This window comes from Brevundimonas sp., assembly GCF_036399195.1.
Taxonomy (GTDB): domain Bacteria; phylum Pseudomonadota; class Alphaproteobacteria; order Caulobacterales; family Caulobacteraceae; genus Brevundimonas.
In genome coordinates this window covers 1-17,398 of sequence record NZ_DASWNO010000169.1, presented here as the reverse complement: position 1 = coordinate 17,398, position 17,398 = coordinate 1, and the positions used below count along the sequence as shown (strand labels likewise).

General features: G+C 70.3%; 17 protein-coding genes and 1 pseudogene. 8 read left to right on the top strand and 10 right to left on the bottom strand.

Annotation, left to right across the window (positions count from 1 at the left end):
- Both VGB60_RS08050 and VGB60_RS08045 read left to right on the top strand, forming a co-directional pair.
- The coding region (locus VGB60_RS08050) for a LolA family protein (RefSeq protein WP_331037749.1) at positions 1-289 on the top strand (289 nt) is incomplete at its 5' end.
- A 430-nt stretch (positions 290-719) separates the two neighbouring features.
- Positions 720-1,514 (top strand): exodeoxyribonuclease III, encoded by a 795-nt coding sequence (locus VGB60_RS08045; RefSeq protein ID WP_331037748.1) that lies wholly within the window; start codon positions 720-722, stop codon positions 1,512-1,514.
- Positions 1,515-1,833: 319 nt separating this feature from the next.
- Here the strand turns inward: VGB60_RS08045 and VGB60_RS08040 are convergent, their stop codons facing one another.
- A complete protein-coding gene (locus VGB60_RS08040) occupies positions 1,834-3,243 on the bottom strand; it encodes an SLC13 family permease (protein ID WP_331037747.1) in 1,410 nt (469 codons plus the stop codon).
- Between the two features lie 87 nt (positions 3,244-3,330).
- Between VGB60_RS08040 and VGB60_RS08035 the strand changes: the two genes are divergently transcribed.
- Positions 3,331-4,164 carry a hypothetical protein gene (locus VGB60_RS08035; RefSeq protein ID WP_331037746.1) on the top strand — a complete coding sequence of 278 codons (834 nt, stop codon included), beginning with the start codon at positions 3,331-3,333 and terminating at the stop codon, positions 4,162-4,164.
- 290 nt (positions 4,165-4,454) lie between these two features.
- Here VGB60_RS08035 and VGB60_RS08030 read toward each other — a convergent pair whose 3' ends face one another.
- Together VGB60_RS08030 and VGB60_RS08025 are read right to left on the bottom strand one after the other, a co-directional pair.
- Positions 4,455-5,141, bottom strand: coding sequence for a response regulator transcription factor (locus tag VGB60_RS08030; protein ID WP_331037752.1), 687 nt, complete (start codon positions 5,139-5,141; stop codon positions 4,455-4,457).
- A gap of 61 nt (positions 5,142-5,202) precedes the next feature.
- Positions 5,203-5,922, bottom strand: a complete 720-nt coding sequence (locus tag VGB60_RS08025) for a YggS family pyridoxal phosphate-dependent enzyme (protein WP_331037745.1) — start codon at positions 5,920-5,922, stop codon at positions 5,203-5,205.
- On the opposite strand from VGB60_RS08025, the gene VGB60_RS08020 reads away from it, so the two are divergent.
- The gene (locus VGB60_RS08020) at positions 5,921-6,571 is read left to right on the top strand and encodes a thiamine phosphate synthase (RefSeq protein ID WP_331037744.1); all 651 of its coding nucleotides are present in this window, start codon (positions 5,921-5,923) and stop codon (positions 6,569-6,571) included. The genes VGB60_RS08025 and VGB60_RS08020 overlap by 2 nt on opposite strands.
- Positions 6,572-6,634: 63 nt before the next feature.
- On the opposite strand, the gene VGB60_RS08015 is transcribed toward VGB60_RS08020, so the two are convergent.
- Positions 6,635-7,102, bottom strand: coding sequence for an NtrZ family periplasmic regulatory protein (locus tag VGB60_RS08015; RefSeq protein WP_331037743.1), 468 nt, complete (start codon positions 7,100-7,102; stop codon positions 6,635-6,637).
- 256 nt (positions 7,103-7,358) lie between these two features.
- Between VGB60_RS08015 and VGB60_RS08010 the strand changes: the two genes are divergently transcribed.
- From VGB60_RS08010 to holA, 4 genes are all read left to right on the top strand, one after another.
- Positions 7,359-7,832, top strand: a complete 474-nt coding sequence (locus VGB60_RS08010; RefSeq protein ID WP_331037742.1) for a DUF3576 domain-containing protein — start codon at positions 7,359-7,361, stop codon at positions 7,830-7,832.
- A 117-nt stretch (positions 7,833-7,949) separates the two neighbouring features.
- Positions 7,950-10,508: a leucine--tRNA ligase gene (gene leuS, locus VGB60_RS08005; RefSeq protein ID WP_331037741.1), complete on the top strand. Its 2,559-nt coding sequence runs from the start codon at positions 7,950-7,952 to the stop codon at positions 10,506-10,508.
- The gene (gene lptE, locus VGB60_RS08000) at positions 10,508-10,996 is read left to right on the top strand and encodes an LPS assembly lipoprotein LptE (RefSeq protein ID WP_331037740.1); all 489 of its coding nucleotides are present in this window, start codon (positions 10,508-10,510) and stop codon (positions 10,994-10,996) included. Before leuS ends, lptE begins: the two co-directional genes overlap by 1 nt.
- A gap of 142 nt (positions 10,997-11,138) precedes the next feature.
- Entirely contained in the window at positions 11,139-12,191 is a 1,053-nt protein-coding gene (holA, locus tag VGB60_RS07995) for a DNA polymerase III subunit delta (RefSeq protein ID WP_331037739.1), read from the top strand.
- 189 nt (positions 12,192-12,380) lie between these two features.
- On the opposite strand, the gene VGB60_RS07990 is transcribed toward holA, so the two are convergent.
- The 6 genes and pseudogenes from VGB60_RS07990 to VGB60_RS07965 form a co-directional block, all read right to left on the bottom strand.
- The gene (locus tag VGB60_RS07990) at positions 12,381-12,566 is read right to left on the bottom strand and encodes a hypothetical protein (protein ID WP_331037738.1); all 186 of its coding nucleotides are present in this window, start codon (positions 12,564-12,566) and stop codon (positions 12,381-12,383) included.
- Between the two features lie 23 nt (positions 12,567-12,589).
- Positions 12,590-13,477, bottom strand: coding sequence for a ParB/RepB/Spo0J family partition protein (locus VGB60_RS07985; protein ID WP_331037737.1), 888 nt, complete (start codon positions 13,475-13,477; stop codon positions 12,590-12,592).
- Positions 13,478-13,505: 28 nt separating this feature from the next.
- Complete coding sequence (locus VGB60_RS07980; protein ID WP_331037736.1) at positions 13,506-14,333, bottom strand: ParA family protein; 828 nt, start codon at positions 14,331-14,333, stop codon at positions 13,506-13,508.
- Positions 14,317-14,889 carry a 16S rRNA (guanine(527)-N(7))-methyltransferase RsmG gene (gene rsmG / locus VGB60_RS07975; RefSeq protein WP_331037751.1) on the bottom strand — a complete coding sequence of 191 codons (573 nt, stop codon included), beginning with the start codon at positions 14,887-14,889 and terminating at the stop codon, positions 14,317-14,319. The genes VGB60_RS07980 and rsmG overlap by 17 nt, the downstream gene beginning before the upstream one ends.
- A 193-nt stretch (positions 14,890-15,082) precedes the next feature.
- Entirely contained in the window at positions 15,083-16,939 is a 1,857-nt protein-coding gene (mnmG, locus tag VGB60_RS07970) for a tRNA uridine-5-carboxymethylaminomethyl(34) synthesis enzyme MnmG (protein ID WP_331037750.1), read from the bottom strand.
- Positions 16,940-17,078: 139 nt separating this feature from the next.
- A pseudogene (locus VGB60_RS07965) lies at positions 17,079-17,398 on the bottom strand (tRNA uridine-5-carboxymethylaminomethyl(34) synthesis GTPase MnmE); the annotation flags it as partial.

The window sequence follows — 17,398 nt, the reverse complement described above, 5'->3', positions numbered from 1 at the left end:
GACCTTCCTCGCCCGCAACGTCCGTTTCGATCAGGGCGTGCAGATCAGCCGCGTGACCCGCATGGCCTCGGGCGCCTTCGCCATCACCGCCCGCGACGCCCGACGGCCGAACGAGGGCTCGGTGATCCTGTCCTTCGCCGGGAACCCCATCCGGCTGCATGAGTGGACCATCACGGACGCACAGGGGACCCGGACGCGTACGCAGCTGACCTCGCTTCAGCCTGCCCCGGGCCTCGCCGCCAGCCTGTTCCAGCTCAGCGATCCGACCCGTCGCCCCCGCCGCGGCTAGGTCCGGCGGCCGACACTCAGTTTGACTTTTTCCAGCTGCCGTGGCACTTTCGCCACAGGTCGGCGGGAGCCGGCCCACCGCCTCGGATTTCATCCCCTTCCCGGCGGCGAGAGACGAACCTTCCAGCGCCCGGTCCCTCCGACCGGGCGCTTTTTTGCGAGGATGGGGCGCTATCGCTCGCCGCGCGGCGGCTCGCTGCTTGAGCGTAAGGGTCGCGGTGCGTCCCCTGTCGCCATCCCGGCGAAGGCCGGGACCCAGCGGCGCCGCGGCGGCGGCGAAACACCGCTGCTCGCGTCAGACCCCGGGCGCCCGGGCTCCCGACAGGTTCGCGCTCGCGCCCCGTCCCGTCCTTCGCCGGGATGACGACAGGATGGAATGGCGACAAGCAAGTGGGTCAGCGACTCCAACTCAAAGATGCTAGAGCCGCCCCATGCTTCGCATCGCCACCTGGAACATCAACTCCGTCCGCCTGCGCGTCGATCAGGTCGCCCGCTTCGTCGCCGAGAGCGGAACCGACGTCCTGTGCCTGCAGGAGATCAAATGCCTCGAGGACCAGTTCCCCCGCGCCGCCTTCGAGGCCATGGGGATGCCGCATCTGAAGATCGGCGGGCAGAAGGGCTGGCACGGCGTCGCCATCGCCAGCCGCAGGCCGATCGCCGAGGCGCCGACGCTCGACGTCTGCCGCGAGGGGCATGCGCGCTGCGTCTCCGTCATGGTCGACGGCGTCGAGATCCAGAATTTCTACATCCCGGCCGGCGGCGACACCCCCGACCGCAAGCTGAACCCGAAGTTCGATCACAAGATGGACTTCTACGAGCGGCTGACGGCCGAGATGGCCGCGCGCGACCGCCAGCGGCCGCTGGTGCTGGCCGGCGACTTCAACATCGCGCCCGGCGAGAACGACGTCTGGAGCCACCGCTACATGTCGAAGATCGTCAGCCACACGCCGCTGGAGGTCGATACCCTGCGCCGGCTCCAGCGCGCGGGCGGCTTCGCCGACGTGGTGCGCGACCAGATCCCCGAGCCGCAGAAACTGGCCAGCTGGTGGAGCTACCGCGCCGCCGACTTCCGCAAGTCCAACCGCGGCCTGCGCCTCGACCACATCTGGACCTCCCCCGGCCTGACCCCCGCCGTCCAACCCGGCAGCGCCCGCATCCACGACGCCGTCCGCGAATGGACCCAACCCAGCGACCACGCCCCCGTGACCGTCGACCTGGCGCTCTGAGACCTCTCGACCCCGTTGCCCTCTGTTTCAGCGAGAGCTGGTTCATCACGAAGGGCACGAAGGAATCACAAAAGACACCAAGGGCTCTGTGACGCTGACGAAGCCGAGCCCTCCCGCGCGATGGAAAGGATCGAGGCAGAGCCTCGATCTAAGCGAGGCGGCGAACGCCGCCCATCGGATCATCCTGAAGTCCACCGCTGACCGGATGCGCCTCGGTCCCGTCGTGTCCTTTGTGATTCCTTCGTGCCTTCGTGACGAACCTCGCCTGCCTCCGCAGCCAGCATGGCTGGGAGACCAGCCGAACTCTGCGACAGGGGTTCTAGAACGGGAAGAAGATCGGGATCGCCACCATGGCCGCGATCCAGGTCACCAGGTTCAGCGGCACGCCCACGCGGACGAAGTCCATGTAGCTGTACCCGCCCATCTGGAACACCAGCACATTGGTCTGATAGCCGAACGGCGTGGCGAAGGCGGCCGAGGCGGCCATCATCACCGCCACCAGGAACGGTCGCGGATCGACCCCGAAGCTCTCCGCCAGCGCCACGGCGATGGGGGTGATCAGCACCGCGACGGTCGCGTTGGAGAGCAGCTCAGTGGCGAACAGCGTCACCCCGTACAGGATGATCAGGGCCGTCAGCGGCCCGTATGGGCGCAGCACCCCGATCAGCAGGTCCGCGCCCGTCGCGGCCAGTCCCGTGACCTCGATGGCCACGCCGACCACGACCATGCCGGCGATCAGAAGCAGGATCTCCGGCCGCAGCCCGGCGTAGGCTTCCTCCGGCGTGATGACCTTCAGCAGGATCAGCGCCACGGCCCCGGCGAAGGCCGAGGCGGCGATCGGCGCCCAACCCATGCCCGCCGAGGCCACCACGCACACGAACACCCCCAGCGCGATCAGCGCCCGGCGCAGGTCGAACGGACGGTCCGCCGCCTTGAACAGCGCCACGTCGCCCAGGTGGGCGTCGCCGGATCCGTCCTCGCTGGTGCGCGCCTCTCCCAGCCGCGGCAGGTTGAACGGCAGCCTCCGCCGCTTCTTCGCCAGCGCCTCCGCCTCGGCCCTGCGCCGCGCTTCCTCCACCTCGGCCAGCCGCGCCTGCTCCGCCTCGTCCGCCTCGACGCGACGGCCCAGTTGCCGGGCGCCGACGAAGAACAGCCACAGTCCCCCGACCACGGCGATGGTCAGACCCACCGGAGTGATCTCGAACAGGGTGAAGACCGGCTGGCCCGCGTTCCGGGCCATGTCGTTGACCAGCAGATTGGTCGACGTGCCGATCAGGGTCAGCAACCCGCCCATGACCGTCACATGGCTGAGCGGCATCAGGAACCGCTTGGGAGACAGCTTCAACGACTGCGCCACGTCCCGGATCACCGGCGCCGCCAGCACCACCACCGGCGTGTTGTTGAGGAAACCGCCCAGCGCCCCGCACATGCCGATCACGGCCCAGACCCCGATGGAGCCCACGCGCGCCGCCAGTTTCGTCGCCTGACGGATCATCAGGCCGAGCAGGCCAGACAGTTCGATGGCGTAGGCGATGACGAACAGCCCCGCCAGGGTGATGACCGCCGGGCTGGCGAAGGCGCCCTGCACCTCGACCGGCCGCACCACCCCTAGCAACAGCAGGGCGGCGGCGCCCGTCAGGGCGACGACGTCCGCCCGCACGCGCCCATGGATCAGCACGCCGACGACGGCGACAAGCACCAGCAGGGCCGCGACCTGGTCGAAACTCATGCCCTGTGCTGCCTCCCCCGCCGCCGCCCGGTCAACCTTTTACGCCCGGCGCCCGCCATTGGAGCGGCGGCGTGCTAGGGTGGTTCCATGCTGAAGCCGGCCCCGCCCCTAAGCTTGACCGTCGTCGCGGCCGCCGCGACGGGTCTGTTTCTCCAGTCCTGCCAGCGCGAGGCCGCCCCCGCCCCGCCGGAAACGCCGGCCGAAGCTCCCGCGCCCGCGCCGTTGCAGGTCACCCCGGAGCCGCCGCTGGACCGGGCGGCGCTTCTGGCGGCGGTGTCGCAGGCCGCGTCGGCCTATGCGGCCGGCGAGAGCGCTTCAGGCTCCGACCCGCTTGTCCGTCGCACCTTCGATGTCAGCCTGCCGTTCGGCTGCCAGGGCGCCGAGGAACCGTCCGCCAAAGACGGGGACGGGACGGCCCGCTGGTCGTGGGGCCCGGATCGCAAGACCATCCGTCTCGGCCTCACCCCCGGCGACTGGACCCGTTCCGCCCTGCTCGCGGGCGCGGACCCGGTCCCGTGGGAGGCGGTGGAGGGCTTCTGGATCTCGAAGCCTTGGATGATGGCCGACGGCTGTCCCGCCGTCCGCCCGGACCCGCTGGCCGGCGGCCCGGCGGCCGCTTCGCCCCAGACGGTCGGGCTCGCCGCCGTGTTCGAGGAAGGTGGATCGCGCCTGGGCCGGCGCAACGGCCGGGCCTATGCCTACACCGTGCGCGGAGACGGTGACGCCGCTCCGGCCGCGCCCACGAGTGGCTACCGCCTTCGCCTGCAGGGCCGGATCACGGCCTTCCCCGACGGCCGCGCCGTCCGCTGCCGCGCCGCCAGTCCCCGCCAGCGCCCCGTCTGCGTCGCCGCCGTCCAGCTCGACCGCGTCGCCTTCCAGACCGCCGCCGGCGACACCCTCAGCGAATGGCGGCCGGGCTAGGGCGATTTCTTTGGCGCCTGACTTCGGGCCTCCGCGAGCGGAGGTTCATCACGAAGACCACGAAGGAATCACGAAGGGCGCGAAGAGGCCTGAGCGGACCAAGGCTTGGCATGCGGCGCCGGGAAGGATCGAGGCCGTCGGCCTCGATCGAGCGAGGCGGCGACTGCCGCAAGTCATCGATTTAACACGAAACCAACCACCCGCCCGACCCACCGGCCCGCTTGGTGTTCTTCGTGGCTTCTTCGTGCACTTCGTGACGAACCTGTCTGCCGCCGCTGCGGCGGCTTGGGTCAGGGCTGCAGCCGGTAGCCGCCGGCGTCGGTCAGCAGCAGCCGCGCCTGGCCCGGCTCGGGCTCGATCTTCTGGCGCAGGCGATAGATGTGGGTCTCCAGCGTGTGGGTCGTGACACCGGCGTTGTAGCCCCACACCTCGGTCAGCAGTTCCTCGCGGGACACGGCCTTGGCACCGGCGCGGTACAGGTATTTGAGGATGCTGGTTTCCTTCTCGGTCAGCCGCACCTTGCGGCCCCGGTCGTCGATCAGGACCTTGGCGGCGGGCCGGAACTCGTACGGGCCGACGCGGAAGACCGCGTCCTCGGACTGTTCGTGGCTTCGCAGATGCGCCCGGATGCGGGCCAGCAGCACGGCGAAGCGGAAGGGTTTGGTGACGTAGTCGTTGGCTCCGGACTCCAGCCCCAGCACGGTGTCGGAGTCCGACGACTGGCCGGTCAGCATGATGATCGGGGTCGACACGCCGTCCTTGCGCAGCAGCCGGCAGGCCTCGCGCCCATCCATGTCGGGCAGATCGACGTCGAGCAGGATCAGGTCGGCCCGGACTTCGCGCCCCAGCCTTACACCTTCCGTGGCCGTCGCGGCCTGCACGGGTCGGAAGGCCTCGTGCAGCGCCAGCTGCTCAGCCAGCGCCTCGCGCAGGTCGTCGTCGTCGTCGATGATGAGGATCGTCTTGGGCGTGGGCATGAGCACCAGAATGGAGAGCGTTGGCCGTTCCGCCAAGGGCTTGGCGCAAGCGCGGCGGTTTTCAGCTCATAGAGGGCGCGTCGGGGCCCTTTCGTTCCCCGAACAGCGCCGATCCCACCCGAACCTGTGTCGCGCCGAAGCGGATCGCGGTCTCGAAATCCCCGCTCATCCCCATGGACAGGGCCGCCAGCCCGTTCCGCGCGGCGATCTTGCGCAGCAGGGCGAAATGCATGCCCGGCGCCTCGTCGGCGGGCGGGATGCACATCAGCCCCTCGACGGTCAGGCCCAGCGCCCGCGCCTGCGCCACCAACGCGTCAGCGTCCTGCGGCAGGACCCCCGCCTTCTGCGGCTCGGCGCCCGTATTGACCTGCACGAGCACCCGCACGCCCCGCCCCGCCTTGTCGGTCGCCGAAGCCAACGCCTCCGCCAGCCTCGGCCGATCCAGCGTCTCGATCAGGTCGAACAGCGCCACGGCGTCGGCCGCCTTGTTGGTCTGCAGCGGCCCGATCAGCCGCAGCTCGATGTCAGGCAGCGTCGCCCGGCGCTCGCTCCAGCGCGCTTGCGCCTCCTGCACCCGGTTCTCGCCGAAGACCCGCTGGCCAGCCCCCAGGATCGCGTCGACCGCCTCGGGCGACTGGGTCTTGGTCACGGCTGTGAGCGCGACGGCCTCCGGCGGACGCCCCGCGGCCCGACAGGCTTCCGCCATCGCCTGACGCACCGCGGCCAGCCTGTCGGCCACGGCGCTGGACGCGCTTTCGGGATCGGAGGAAGAGAGGGGCATGGACCGGTCCGACGCTGAAATCCTGTGGGACGTGGCGCGTGTCCTCGCACGGGACGCCGCCGAAGTCAGCCGCCCGGCCCACGCCAAGCCGCCACGCCCGCTTCCGCCGCTGCTGTTCTTCACTGATCCCCGGCGCACCCCCCGGCCGTGGGAGACGGCGGCGCGCCTGCCCGAAGGCGCAGGCGTGGTGTTCCGTCATTTCGGGTCCGAGGACGCCAGGGACGCCGCCCTGCGCCTGCGCGCCGTCACGGCGGCGCGGGGAGTCCTGCTGCTGGTCGGTCTGGACGCGGCCCTGGCGGACGCCGTCGGCGCCGACGGTCTTCACCTGCCCGAGCGCCGCGCGGATAGCGCCCCGGCCTTCAAGGCGGCGCGCCCCCACTGGCTGATCACCGGCGCCCTGCACGCCGGCGGCTCGCCGGATGCGCCGGGGTTCGACGCGCGCGTGCTGTCCCCCGTGTTTCCGGCGGGCGGAGCGTCGGCCGCGACGGCTGCTTTGGGCGTTGAGGCGTTCCGACGCTGCGCCGCGGCGTCTCCGGTTCCCGTCTACGCCCTCGGAGGCGTGGACGCTGGCAACGCGGACGAGCTGATCGGTTCGGGCGCGTGCGGTCTGGCGGGCGTCGGAGCGGTGCGGGCGGCTTTCGGGGGCTGACAACACCGTCGTCCTTCCAGGCGGGGCCGGCGCAGCGGGTCCGGAACCCGGACTGCGGTAGCCCTAGAACCGGAAGATCGATTCCAGCCGGAAGCGCGGAGCCGAGCGGCGCTCGGTCGGGGGCGCGCCCGCCGGATCGGTGTCGGTTTCGGCCAGACCGGCGGCGGCCCCGACGCGCAGGCGCGGGTTGACCCGGTAGTAGGCCCCGGCCTCGACGTCGCCCACGGGGCTCTCGCGGGTCTCAGGCTGGCTGAAGTTGAGGTCCAGACCCCAGCGGCCGCGCTCGGTGAAGCGCAGACGCGACGGTCCGGCGGCGCGGGCCGACTGGGCGTCGTTCAGGGACACGGCGGGGGCGCGGCTGCGGGCGGCCTGCGTCTGGGCCGACGCCACGTCGGCGACGGCGAGGAGCGTCAGCCCCGCGGTCAGTCCAGCGATGACGGCGCCGTTGCGCATGCCCTGCCCTTCACTCCGCCACGGCGTCGCCGCGCGGTCTTCCACCAGCAAGTAGACACCGCTGGTCAGCCCGGTCAACGAAACGGCGCCGCTGACCTCCAGTTCCGTTCGACTCTGCAGAGTCCTGTGGCCCCTGCGTCACGGCCCCGCCGCCGTTCGGGGCCGCGCCCCGGGGCGGTTACGGCGGGCGACGGCTGCAGGTTGCGTCTTCGCCTTGTCATCGCCCCTTTTCGCCGTGTTATAGAGCGTCGCTTCGGCTCCCGCGCGTTCGGGTTCAGCCAGCGCGTCGGTGGAACCGGTCCGCCGCACGTCACGACCGAATGGAGAAGTCTCTATGGTGCTGGTTCGCGGCGCGGCCCTCGCCCTGATCGCCTCGGGAGCCCTGCTGAGCGCCTGCTCGGCCGAGCGCCCCTTCGGCCCGACCGTCGGCGATGTCTTCGGATCCGGAAACACCAGCGTCTCGCGGGCGGCCGCCGCCCAGACCGGCATCGGCGTCAACGCCTTCCTGTGGCGCGCGACCCTCGACACCATGAGCTTCATGCCCCTGGCCAACGCCGATCCCTGGGGCGGGGTCATCAACTACGACTGGTTCATCGATCCCCAGACGCCCAGCGAGCGGTTCAAGGCCACGGTGTTCATCCTCGACACGCGCCTGCGCGCCGACGCCCTGAACGTCACCATCACCAAGGAAGTCCGCGACGCCTCCGGCCAATGGACCGGCGCGCCCGTGGCGGCCCAGACCGAGACCGATCTGGAGAACGCCATCCTGACCAAGGCCCGTCAGCTGAACCTCCAGAACGCCCGCTGATCCCGAAAGTCGGCCGGTTTCGGCCTTGGAATGCGGGCTGAATAAAACCTCCCCATCGGGCAGGCCCTTGTTCTAGGATTGGTGCATCGCAACAATCCCGACGGCTGAAGGAATCCCGTGGCCCGATACGAGCCCAAGACCGCCGAACCCCGCCAGCAGGCCCGTTGGGCGGCCGCCGACGCCTTCCGGACGCCGGCCGAAGCGACCGGGCGCCCGAAATACTATGTGCTGGAGATGTTCCCCTATCCGTCAGGGGCCATCCACATGGGCCACGCCCGCAACTACGTCATGGGCGACGTGGTGGCGCGGTCGAAGCGGGCGCAGGGTTTCGACGTCCTGCATCCGATGGGCTGGGACGCCTTCGGCCTGCCGGCCGAGAACGCCGCCATCGAGCGCGGCGTCCACCCCGGTGACTGGACCTGGTCCAACATCGCCGCCATGCGCGACCAGCTGAAGCTGCTGGGCCTGTCGCTGGACTGGTCGCGCGAGTTCGCCACCTGCGACCCGGCCTACTACGGCAAGCAGCAGGCGTGGTTCCTTGAGCTGTTCAGGCGCGGGCTCGTCTACCGCAAGGACTCGGTGGTCAACTGGGACCCGGTCGACAACACCGTGCTGGCCAACGAACAGGTGGTCGACGGCCGCGGCTGGCGCTCCGGCGCGGTGGTCGAGAAGCGCAAGCTGAACCAGTGGTTCCTGCGCATCACAGACTACGCCGACGACCTGATCGAGGGGCTGAAGGAACTGGAAGGCCGCTGGCCCGACAAGGTCCGCCTGATGCAGGAGAACTGGATCGGCCGGTCCAAGGGTCTGCGGATGACCTGGAAATGGGCCGGAGACGCGCCCGCCGCCGCGCCGGACGGACTGGAGATCTACACCACCCGGCCTGACACCCTGTTCGGCGCCAGCTTCATGGGCGTGGCCCCCGATCACCCGATCGCCCGGGCCATCGCCGAGCGTGACCCGGCCGCCGCCGCCTTCGTCGCCGAATGCCGCAAGGGCGGATCGACCCAGGCCGAGATCGAACAGGCCGAAAAGATCGGGTTCGACACCGGCCTGAAGGTGCTGCACCCGTTCGACGGGCGCGAGGTCTCGGTCTGGATCGCCAACTTCATCCTGTCGGAGTACGGCACGGGCGCGATCTTCGGCTGCCCCGCCCACGACCAGCGCGACCTCGACTTCGCCCGCAAATACGGCCTGCCGGTCATCCCCGTGGTCCGGCCCGAGGGCGCCGGCGACGACTTCGACGTGGCCGACGAGGCCTACGTCGGCCCCGGCCGCCTGTTCCGCTCCGACTTCCTCGACGGTCTCGACATCGAGGGCGGCAAGGCCGAGGCGATCGCCCGCGTCGAGGCGCAGGATCAGGGTCAGGGCGCGACCATCTACCGCCTGCGCGACTGGGGCGTCAGCCGACAGCGCTATTGGGGATGTCCCATCCCCGTGATCCATTGCGCCGCCTGCGGACCGGTGGGCGTTCCGGCGGACCAGCTGCCGGTCGAACTGCCGAAGGACGTGACCTTCGACACGCCGGGCAATCCGCTGGACCGGCACCCGACCTGGAAGCACGTCGCCTGCCCGTGCTGCGGCGGCGAGGCGATGCGCGAGACCGACACCCTCGACACCTTCGTCGACTCCAGCTGGTATTTCGCGCGCTTCGCCGATCCCACCGCCGACGAGCCGATCAACCGCGCCGCCGCCGACCGCTGGCTGCCGGTCGACCAGTACATCGGCGGGGTCGAGCACGCGGTCCTGCACCTGCTCTACGCCCGCTTCATCTCCCGCGCCCTCAGCGACGCCGGGCTGATGTCGGTCAAGGAGCCCTTCGCCGGCCTGTTCACCCAGGGGATGGTGGTCCACGAGACCTACCGCCGCGCCGATGGCGCCTGGGTGGAGCCGACCGACGTCGAGCTGACCAACGAGGCCGGCAAACGCAGCGCCCGCCAGCTTTCGACCGGCGAGAGCCTGACCATCGGCGACATCGAGAAGATGTCCAAGTCGAAGAAGAACGTCGTCGCCCCGCAGGAGATCGTCGAGGCCTATGGCGTCGACGCCGGTCGCCTGTTCGTCCTGTCGGACAGCCCGCCCGAGCGGGACGTGCAGTGGACCCCCGGCGGGGTCGAGGGCGCCGCCCGCTTCGTCCAGCGCGTCTGGGCCGAGGTCGACGGCTTCGATCCCGACGCGACAGGCGACGCCGCCATGGACGCTTCCCTGGTTCGCGATACGCACAAGGCGATCAAGGCGGTGTCAGAGGGTGTGAGCGGCTTCCGCTTCAACTCGGTCATCGCCAAGCTCTACGCCTTCGTCGCCGCTGTGCGCGATCATCACGGCGCCGGCGGCCCGGCCCGGCGCATCGCCTTGTCCGCCCTGACGCGCCTGATCGCCCCCTTCACCCCTCACTTGGCCGAAGAGTGCTGGACGCGGCTGGGCGAAGAAGGGATGGTCCTCGACGCCGCTTGGCCGGAGTACGATCCGGCGCTGGCGGCCGACGACGAGGTGACCCTGCCAATCCAGGTCAACGGCAAGCGCCGCGGCGAAATCCGCGTCGCGCGCGGGCTTGAACCGGCCGAGGTCGAGGCCATCGTGCTGGCCGACCCCGAGGTGCAGGCGCGGCTGGAGGGCCAGACGGTGAGGAAGATCGTGGTGGTCAAGGACCGCATCGTGAACCTGGTGGTGGCGTGATGCGCCGGGCCGCGGCGGTGCTCGCGCTGGCGCTTGCCTCGGCTACGGGACTATCGGGCTGCGGCTTCACGCCGCTTTACGCCAAAAGCGGCGCGGGCTCCGCCCTGTCGCGCATCGCTGTGACCACCCAGGACGACCGGCTGGGCTATCGGGTGCGGGAGCAACTCGAGGACGCCTTGGGCCGCGACGGCGCTCAGCAGCCGCTGTGGCGGCTGCAGACGACTATCGATCAGTCCCGCCGCCCGCTCGGCCGCCGCATCGACGACACGGCCACCCGCTACGAGCTGACGGTTCGCGGCGCCTGGGTCCTGACGCCCGTGGCCGGCGGCGATCCCGTGGCCGGGGTGGAGACGGTGACCACCACCTACGCCGCCGCCGACCAGCCCTTCGCCGCCATCGCCGCCCAGCAGGACGGGGAGGAGCGCGCCGCCGCCGAACTGGCCCGGCTGATCCGCGTCGACATCCTGCGGGCGCTGTCGGCGCGGTGAGACCAGCCCTCATCATTCCTCCCCCTTTGGGGGAGGGGGATCGCGAAGCGGTGGAGGGGGCGCGCCACATTCGCCTGCGTTCACTTCAAGCCCCCTCCACCATGCTTCGCATGGTCCCCCTCCCGCTGTGGGGGAGGAACAGGTGATCCTCGCCAAACGTCCTGAGGTCGATCGGTTCCTGTCGTCGCCAGACCGCTCCGTCCGCGCCGCCGTCATCCACGGCAAGGACCGCTCCGGGGTCGCGGAACGCGCGACGGTCCTGTGCAAGGCGATCACGCCCGACCTCAATGACCCGTTCAACGTCACCCTGCTGACCGAAACCGACATCGACGGGGACGAAGCGCGGCTGGAGGAGGCGTTGACGGCGCTCAGCATGATCGGCGGCCGTCGTCTGGTGCGCGTGCGGCTGGGCTCCGAGAAGGCGTCCATCGACAAGATGCTCGCCGCGGCCCTCAAGGCCCACGCCGATGGCGCCTACAACCCCGACGCCATGCTGGTCATCGAGGCCGGGGCGCTGGGCCGCGACTCCGCCCTGCGCAAGGCGGCGGAAGCGGCCAAGGAGGCGGTCGGCATCGCCTGCTACGAGGACGAGACCGGGGACGTGGCCCGGATGACCCGCGAGGCTTTGGCGACGGACAAGGTCGGCCTGACCGGCGACGCTCTCGACCGCTTCGTCAGCCGCCTGCCCCGTGAACGGGGCCTGATGCGGCAGGAGATCGAGCGGCTGGCTCTCTATATCGGTCCCGGCTCGGGCAAGACCATCGACGTCGAGGAGCTGGAGAAGCATCTGGGCGTCGAGGCCGACGCCTCGCTGCAGGACGCCGCCCTGCAGGCCTTCGGCGGCCGCCCGGCCCCGGCCCAGTCCGGTCTGCGCCGGGCTCTGGCCGAGGGCGAGTCGCCTGTCATGGCGGTGAGACAAGCCTCTATCCACCTCGGCAAGCTGCGCCGCATCAATGTGCTTCAGGCGAGCGGCGCGGGCGCCAAGGAGGCCGCCAAGGCGGCGGGCGTGTTCTGGAAACAGGAGGCCGAAATGCTGCGTCAGGCCCGCAGCTGGCGGCTGGAGGACCTCGACCGCGTGCTGGACAGCGTCAACGCCGCCGACATCGCCACCAAGACCACGGGCTCCCCCGACCAGCTGATCGCCGAACGGCTGCTGCTCGAAATCGCCGCCCGGGCGCGGCGGCTGGGGCTCTAGCCCGTCTCCTCCCCATCGCAGATGGGGAGGTGGCTCGACGGCGGCTCAGCCGGCGAGACGGAGGGGGCGGCTCGATGCATGGTGAGTGGCGATGGGTCGGTTGGCATCAGCGCCGCCCCCTCCGCCACGGCGCGAAGACGCGCCGCGCCACCTCCCCACGCGTGGGGAGGAGACACAGGAGCCGCGCTCCTAGCCCCGCTTCGACGCCTTGCGGAACGCCGGCTTGGCCAGCGAGACGTTGCGCGCCTTCTGGGCCTTCTCGTCGGCCCGGGCGCCGCCCTGCAGGTCGGTATGGGCGGCTCCGCCCCCGGCCTTCTTGGCGGCCAAGGCGCGCTTCATGGCTTCCGCGGTCGGATTGCTCGGCTTGTCGGTCATGGCCCCAGCCTACACCGTCCGGCTCAGCCGCGCATCAGGCGCCGGCACAGGTCGTCCAGCTGCTCCAGCGAGCCGTACTTCAATACCAGCTCGCCCTTGCCGCCGCGGTCCGCCAGCTGGACCTTCAGGCCCAATGCGTCTGCCAGATCCTGCTCCAGCGCCGCGGTGTCAGCGGAGCTGCTCGCCGCCTTCGCGCCAGAGCCGGGCTTCTTCGGCTTCGGACCTTCCGCCGAGCGGCGCGCCAGCGCCTCGGTCTGGCGTACGCTGAGGCCGTCCATATAGACCTTGTCCGCCAGATCGGCGGCGTCAGGCGCCGTGATCAGCGCCCGCGCGTGGCCCGCCGACAGTTTTCCCTCGCGCAGATAGTTCAGCACCCGGTCGGGCAGCTGCAGCAGACGCAGGGTATTGGCGACATGGCTGCGGCTCTTTCCCACCACGCCGGCGACGGCGTCCTGGCTGCGCCCGAACCGGTCCATCAGCACCCGGAAGGCCTCGGCCTCCTCCAGCGGGTTCAGGTCGGCGCGCTGGACGTTCTCGATGATCGCCACCTCGAACACGGCGACGTCGTCCATCTCCTTGACGATTATGGGCACGGTGTTCAGTCGCGCCAGCTGGGCCGCGCGCCAGCGCCGTTCCCCCGCGATGATCTGCCAGACCCCCTCCTCCCCCGGCTGGCTCCGGACGAGGATCGGCTGCAGCACCCCCTTGTCACGGATCGAGGCGGCCAGCTCGTCCAGATCGTCCTTGTCGAATGTCTTGCGCGGCTGGTCCGGATTAGGCTTGAGGCTCTCGATCGGGGCCATGCTTACGCCCGCGGGCGCGGGCGCGCCGTCAACCGGCGCCGCCTCGGCCACCTGTTCTCCCAGAAGGGCCGAAAGACCCCGACCCAGACCGCGTTGACGTTCGCTCAACTGACTGTTTCCATTCTTCTAATCGTCGTCATGCGGCCTGAAGTCGCCGCGATTTCTCGCGGGCGACCACTTCCCGGGCGAGCCGCAGATAGGCCTGGCTGCCGGCGCATTTAAGGTCGTAGATCAGGGCCGGTTTTCCGAACGAGGGCGCCTCGGCCACTCGCACATTGCGGGGAATGACCGCCTCATAGACCTTGTCGCCGAAATGGCTGCGCACGTCGTTCGCCACCTGCCCCGACAGGGCGCTGCGGCGGTCGTACATAGTTAGGACCAGCCCCTGGATCTCCAGCGTCGGGTTCAGGCTCTGACGCACCATCTCGATGGTCTTCATCAGCTGGGTTAGGCCCTCGAGGGCGAAAAACTCGCACTGAAGCGGCACCAGCACCGCGTCCGCGGCCGCCATGGCGTTCAGCGTCAGCAGGTTCAGCGACGGCGGGCAGTCGATCAGCACATAGTCATACCGGGTCTGCCCCTCCGCCCCTTGGCCGGCGAGGGCGTCGCGGAGTCGGAACGAGCGACGGTCGGCCTGGCTCAGCTCGATCTCGACGCCCGACATGTCGGCGTCCGCGGGCAGGATGTGCAGGCCGGGCACCGTCGTCTGAACCGCGGACTCGTCGACGGAGCGGCCGTCGACGATGACGTCGTAGATGGTCACCCGCCGTGTTTCACGTGGAACACCGAGACCCGTCGAGGCATTGCCCTGCGGATCCATGTCGACGATCAGCACCTTCTCCCCGATCGCCGCCAGCGCCGTGCCGAGGTTGATCGCGGTCGTCGTCTTGCCGACTCCGCCCTTCTGGTTGGAGACGGCGAGCACGCGGGTCCGGTTCTGGGGCGGCTTACCGGCTGCTGACACGCTTGAGGCTCCGGACGGAAACAATACGGCCGCGCGGGTCGCTGCGCGAGACGGAGAGGTCGCTATCGAACTGCCAGACCTTGCGGGCGTCGATCAACTCAGCCTCGGCCTTTTCCCCCTTGAGAAACAGCCCCTGTGCGCCCCGCTGTAGATAAGGCTGTGCATAGCCGAGCAGCCGCTCCATCGGGGCCACCGCGCGGGCGGTGACGACGTCGACCCTGAGCTTCTGTTCCTCCGCTCGGCCGTTGACCACCGTGGCCGGCAGATCCATGGCCTCCACCACCTCCTGCAGGAACCGGCAGCGCTTGCCGAGGCTGTCGATCAGCCAGACATGGGCGTCGGCGCGACCCTTGAGCAGGATCGCCAACACCACGCCCGGAAAGCCGGCGCCCGCGCCGAGGTCGGCCCAGGTCTTGGCGTGCGGCTTCATCTCCATCAGCTGGGCCGAGTCCCAGATGTGGCGGTTCCAGACGTCTGGCAGACTGTCCGGCCCGACGAGGTTCATTACGGCGTTGGCTTCGGTCAATCGATCAACGAAGGCGTGAAGGTCCGCCATCTGGGCGGAGGGGGCGCCGGTCAGGGTTTGGTATTCGGCGGGAGTCACAGTCCTGTCTCCTCCCCACACTGTGGGGAGGTGGCGCGCCGCTCTTGCGGCGTGACGGAGGGGGCGGCTCCGGCGGCGGGCGCCCCTCCACCGCTTCGCGGTCCCCCTCCCCCCGGAGTGGGGAGGAGACGGGTCGCGTCAGCCCTCACGCCGCGACCTTCGTCCGCTTGACGTGCGACAGCAGCGCCGTCAGCGCGCCCGGCGTCATGCCCTCGATTCGGCCCGCCTGCCCCAGCGTGCGCGGCTGGATCAGGGTCAGCTTCTCGCGCACCTCGTTCGACAGGCTGCCGATGGCGGCGTAGTCGAGGTCGACAGGGATCGCCAGCGCCTCCTCGCGCCGCAGCGCCTCGGCGTCGGAGGCTTGGCGGTCGAGATAGCCGGCGTAACCGGCGTCGATTTCGACCTGCTCCCGCACCTGCCGCGGCCACGACGAGATCTCGGGGCGATGGCCGACGAAGGTCTCCAGCGTCACGCCCGGGAAGGCCAGCAGGTCGCGAATGGAACGGCGCTGGCCGTCGGCGTTGACGGCGATGCCCAAGGTGCGGGCTTCCTGGGGCGTGAAGAGTGTTTCACGTGAAACGCGACCGGCGTTGGCGAGCAGGTCGCGTTTCGACGCGAATCCAGCCGCGCGTTCAGCACCGACAATACCGGCCACGATCGCCAGCGGCGTCAGTCTCTGATCCGCGTTGTCCGCCCGCAGCGTCAGCCGGTATTCCGCCCGACTGGTGAACATCCGGTAGGGCTCGGTCACGCCGCGTGTGACCAGATCGTCGATCATCACGCCGATGTAGGCCTGGTCCCGCCCGAGCACGATCGGCTCGGACCCCGCCGCCGCACAGGCCGCGTTGAGCCCTGCCAGCAGCCCCTGCGCCCCCGCCTCCTCGTAGCCGGTCGTGCCGTTGATCTGGCCGGCCAAATACAGGCCGGGCCGCTTCTTGACCTGCAGCGCCGGCGTCAGTTCGCGCGGATCGACGTAGTCGTATTCGATGGCGTAGCCGAAACGGAACACCTCGACCGCCTCCAGCCCCGGGATGGTGCGCAGGAAGGCCGACTGCGTCGCATCCGACACCGAGGTCGAGATGCCGTTCGGATAGACGGTCGGATCGTCCAGCCCCTCAGGCTCAAGGAAGATCTGGTGCGAGGTCTTGTCGGCGAACCGGACGACCTTGTCCTCGATCGATGGGCAGTAGCGCGGACCGCGGCCTGACAGATGGCCGCCGTAGACGGCGCTGTCGCCGAGGTTCTCGGCGATGATCCGGTGCGTCTCGGCCGTCGTGTGGGTCACGCCGCAGGCGATCTGGGGCACGTCGATCCGGTCGGTCAGAAAGCTGAACGGCACGGGCTCGGCGTCCGCCTCCTGCATTTCCAGCCGGTCCCAGGCAATGGTGCGGCCATCTAGTCGCGCGGGCGTGCCGGTCTTCAGCCGCCCCATCTGCAGGCCTGCGCCGTACAGGTCGGCGGCGAGACCGGTCGATGGAGCCTCCCCGTGCCGCCCGGCTGGAATGCGCTGGTCGCCCTTGTGGATGACGCCGTTGAGGAAGGTGCCGGTCGTCAGGACGACCGCGGCTGCCCGGAGCTCGACACCCTCCCCGGTCACGACGCCGACGACGCGACCGCCGTCGAGCACCAGGCTCTCGGCCGTACCCGCCATCAGCGTCAGGTTGGGCGTCTGCGCCAGTTCGGCCTGCATGGCCTCGCGGTACAGGCGGCGGTCGATCTGGCTCCGCGGGCCCTGCACCGCCGCCCCCTTGGAGCGGTTCAGCAGCCGGAACTGGATGCCGGCCTTGTCGCCCAGCCGGCCCATCAGGCCGTCCATCGCGTCGATCTCGCGCACCAGATGGCCCTTCCCCAAGCCGCCGATGGCCGGGTTGCAGGACATCTCGCCAATGGTCTCGAGCTTCTGGGTCAGCAGCAGGGTCGCCGCACCGGCGCGCGCGGACGCCGCCGCGGCCTCGCAGCCGGCGTGACCGCCGCCGATGACGATGACATCGAAGTTCAGCATGGGAGCGGGGACATAGGCGAAGACGGCCGAAAAAGCCACCGGGGCCGTTGCGCCCCTCCACCGCTTCGCGGTCACCTCCCCACTTCGTGGGGAGGTGGCGCGGCGCGCCGTCGCGCCGTGACGGAGGGGAGCCGCGCCTCTACTTCCCGATGCAGAAGCTCGAGAACACCTCGCCCAGAATATCCTCGACCCCGATGTTCCCCGTGACGCGACTCAGGGCGTCGGCGGCGCGGCGCAGGTCGTCGCCGGCTATCTCCGGCGCGACGTCCAGGGCGCGGCGGCCGGCCTCGACCGCCGTCAGCGCCTCGGTCAGCCGACGGCGGTGGCGCTCGCGCGTCACCGCGGGGAAGTCGGCGCCGGACAGGTCCCGCGCCAGTCGGGCCGCGATCCAGTCGTGCAGGGCGCCCAGGCCCTCCCCCGTCGTGGTGGACACGGCGAGGGCCTCGCGGTCCGCCGTCG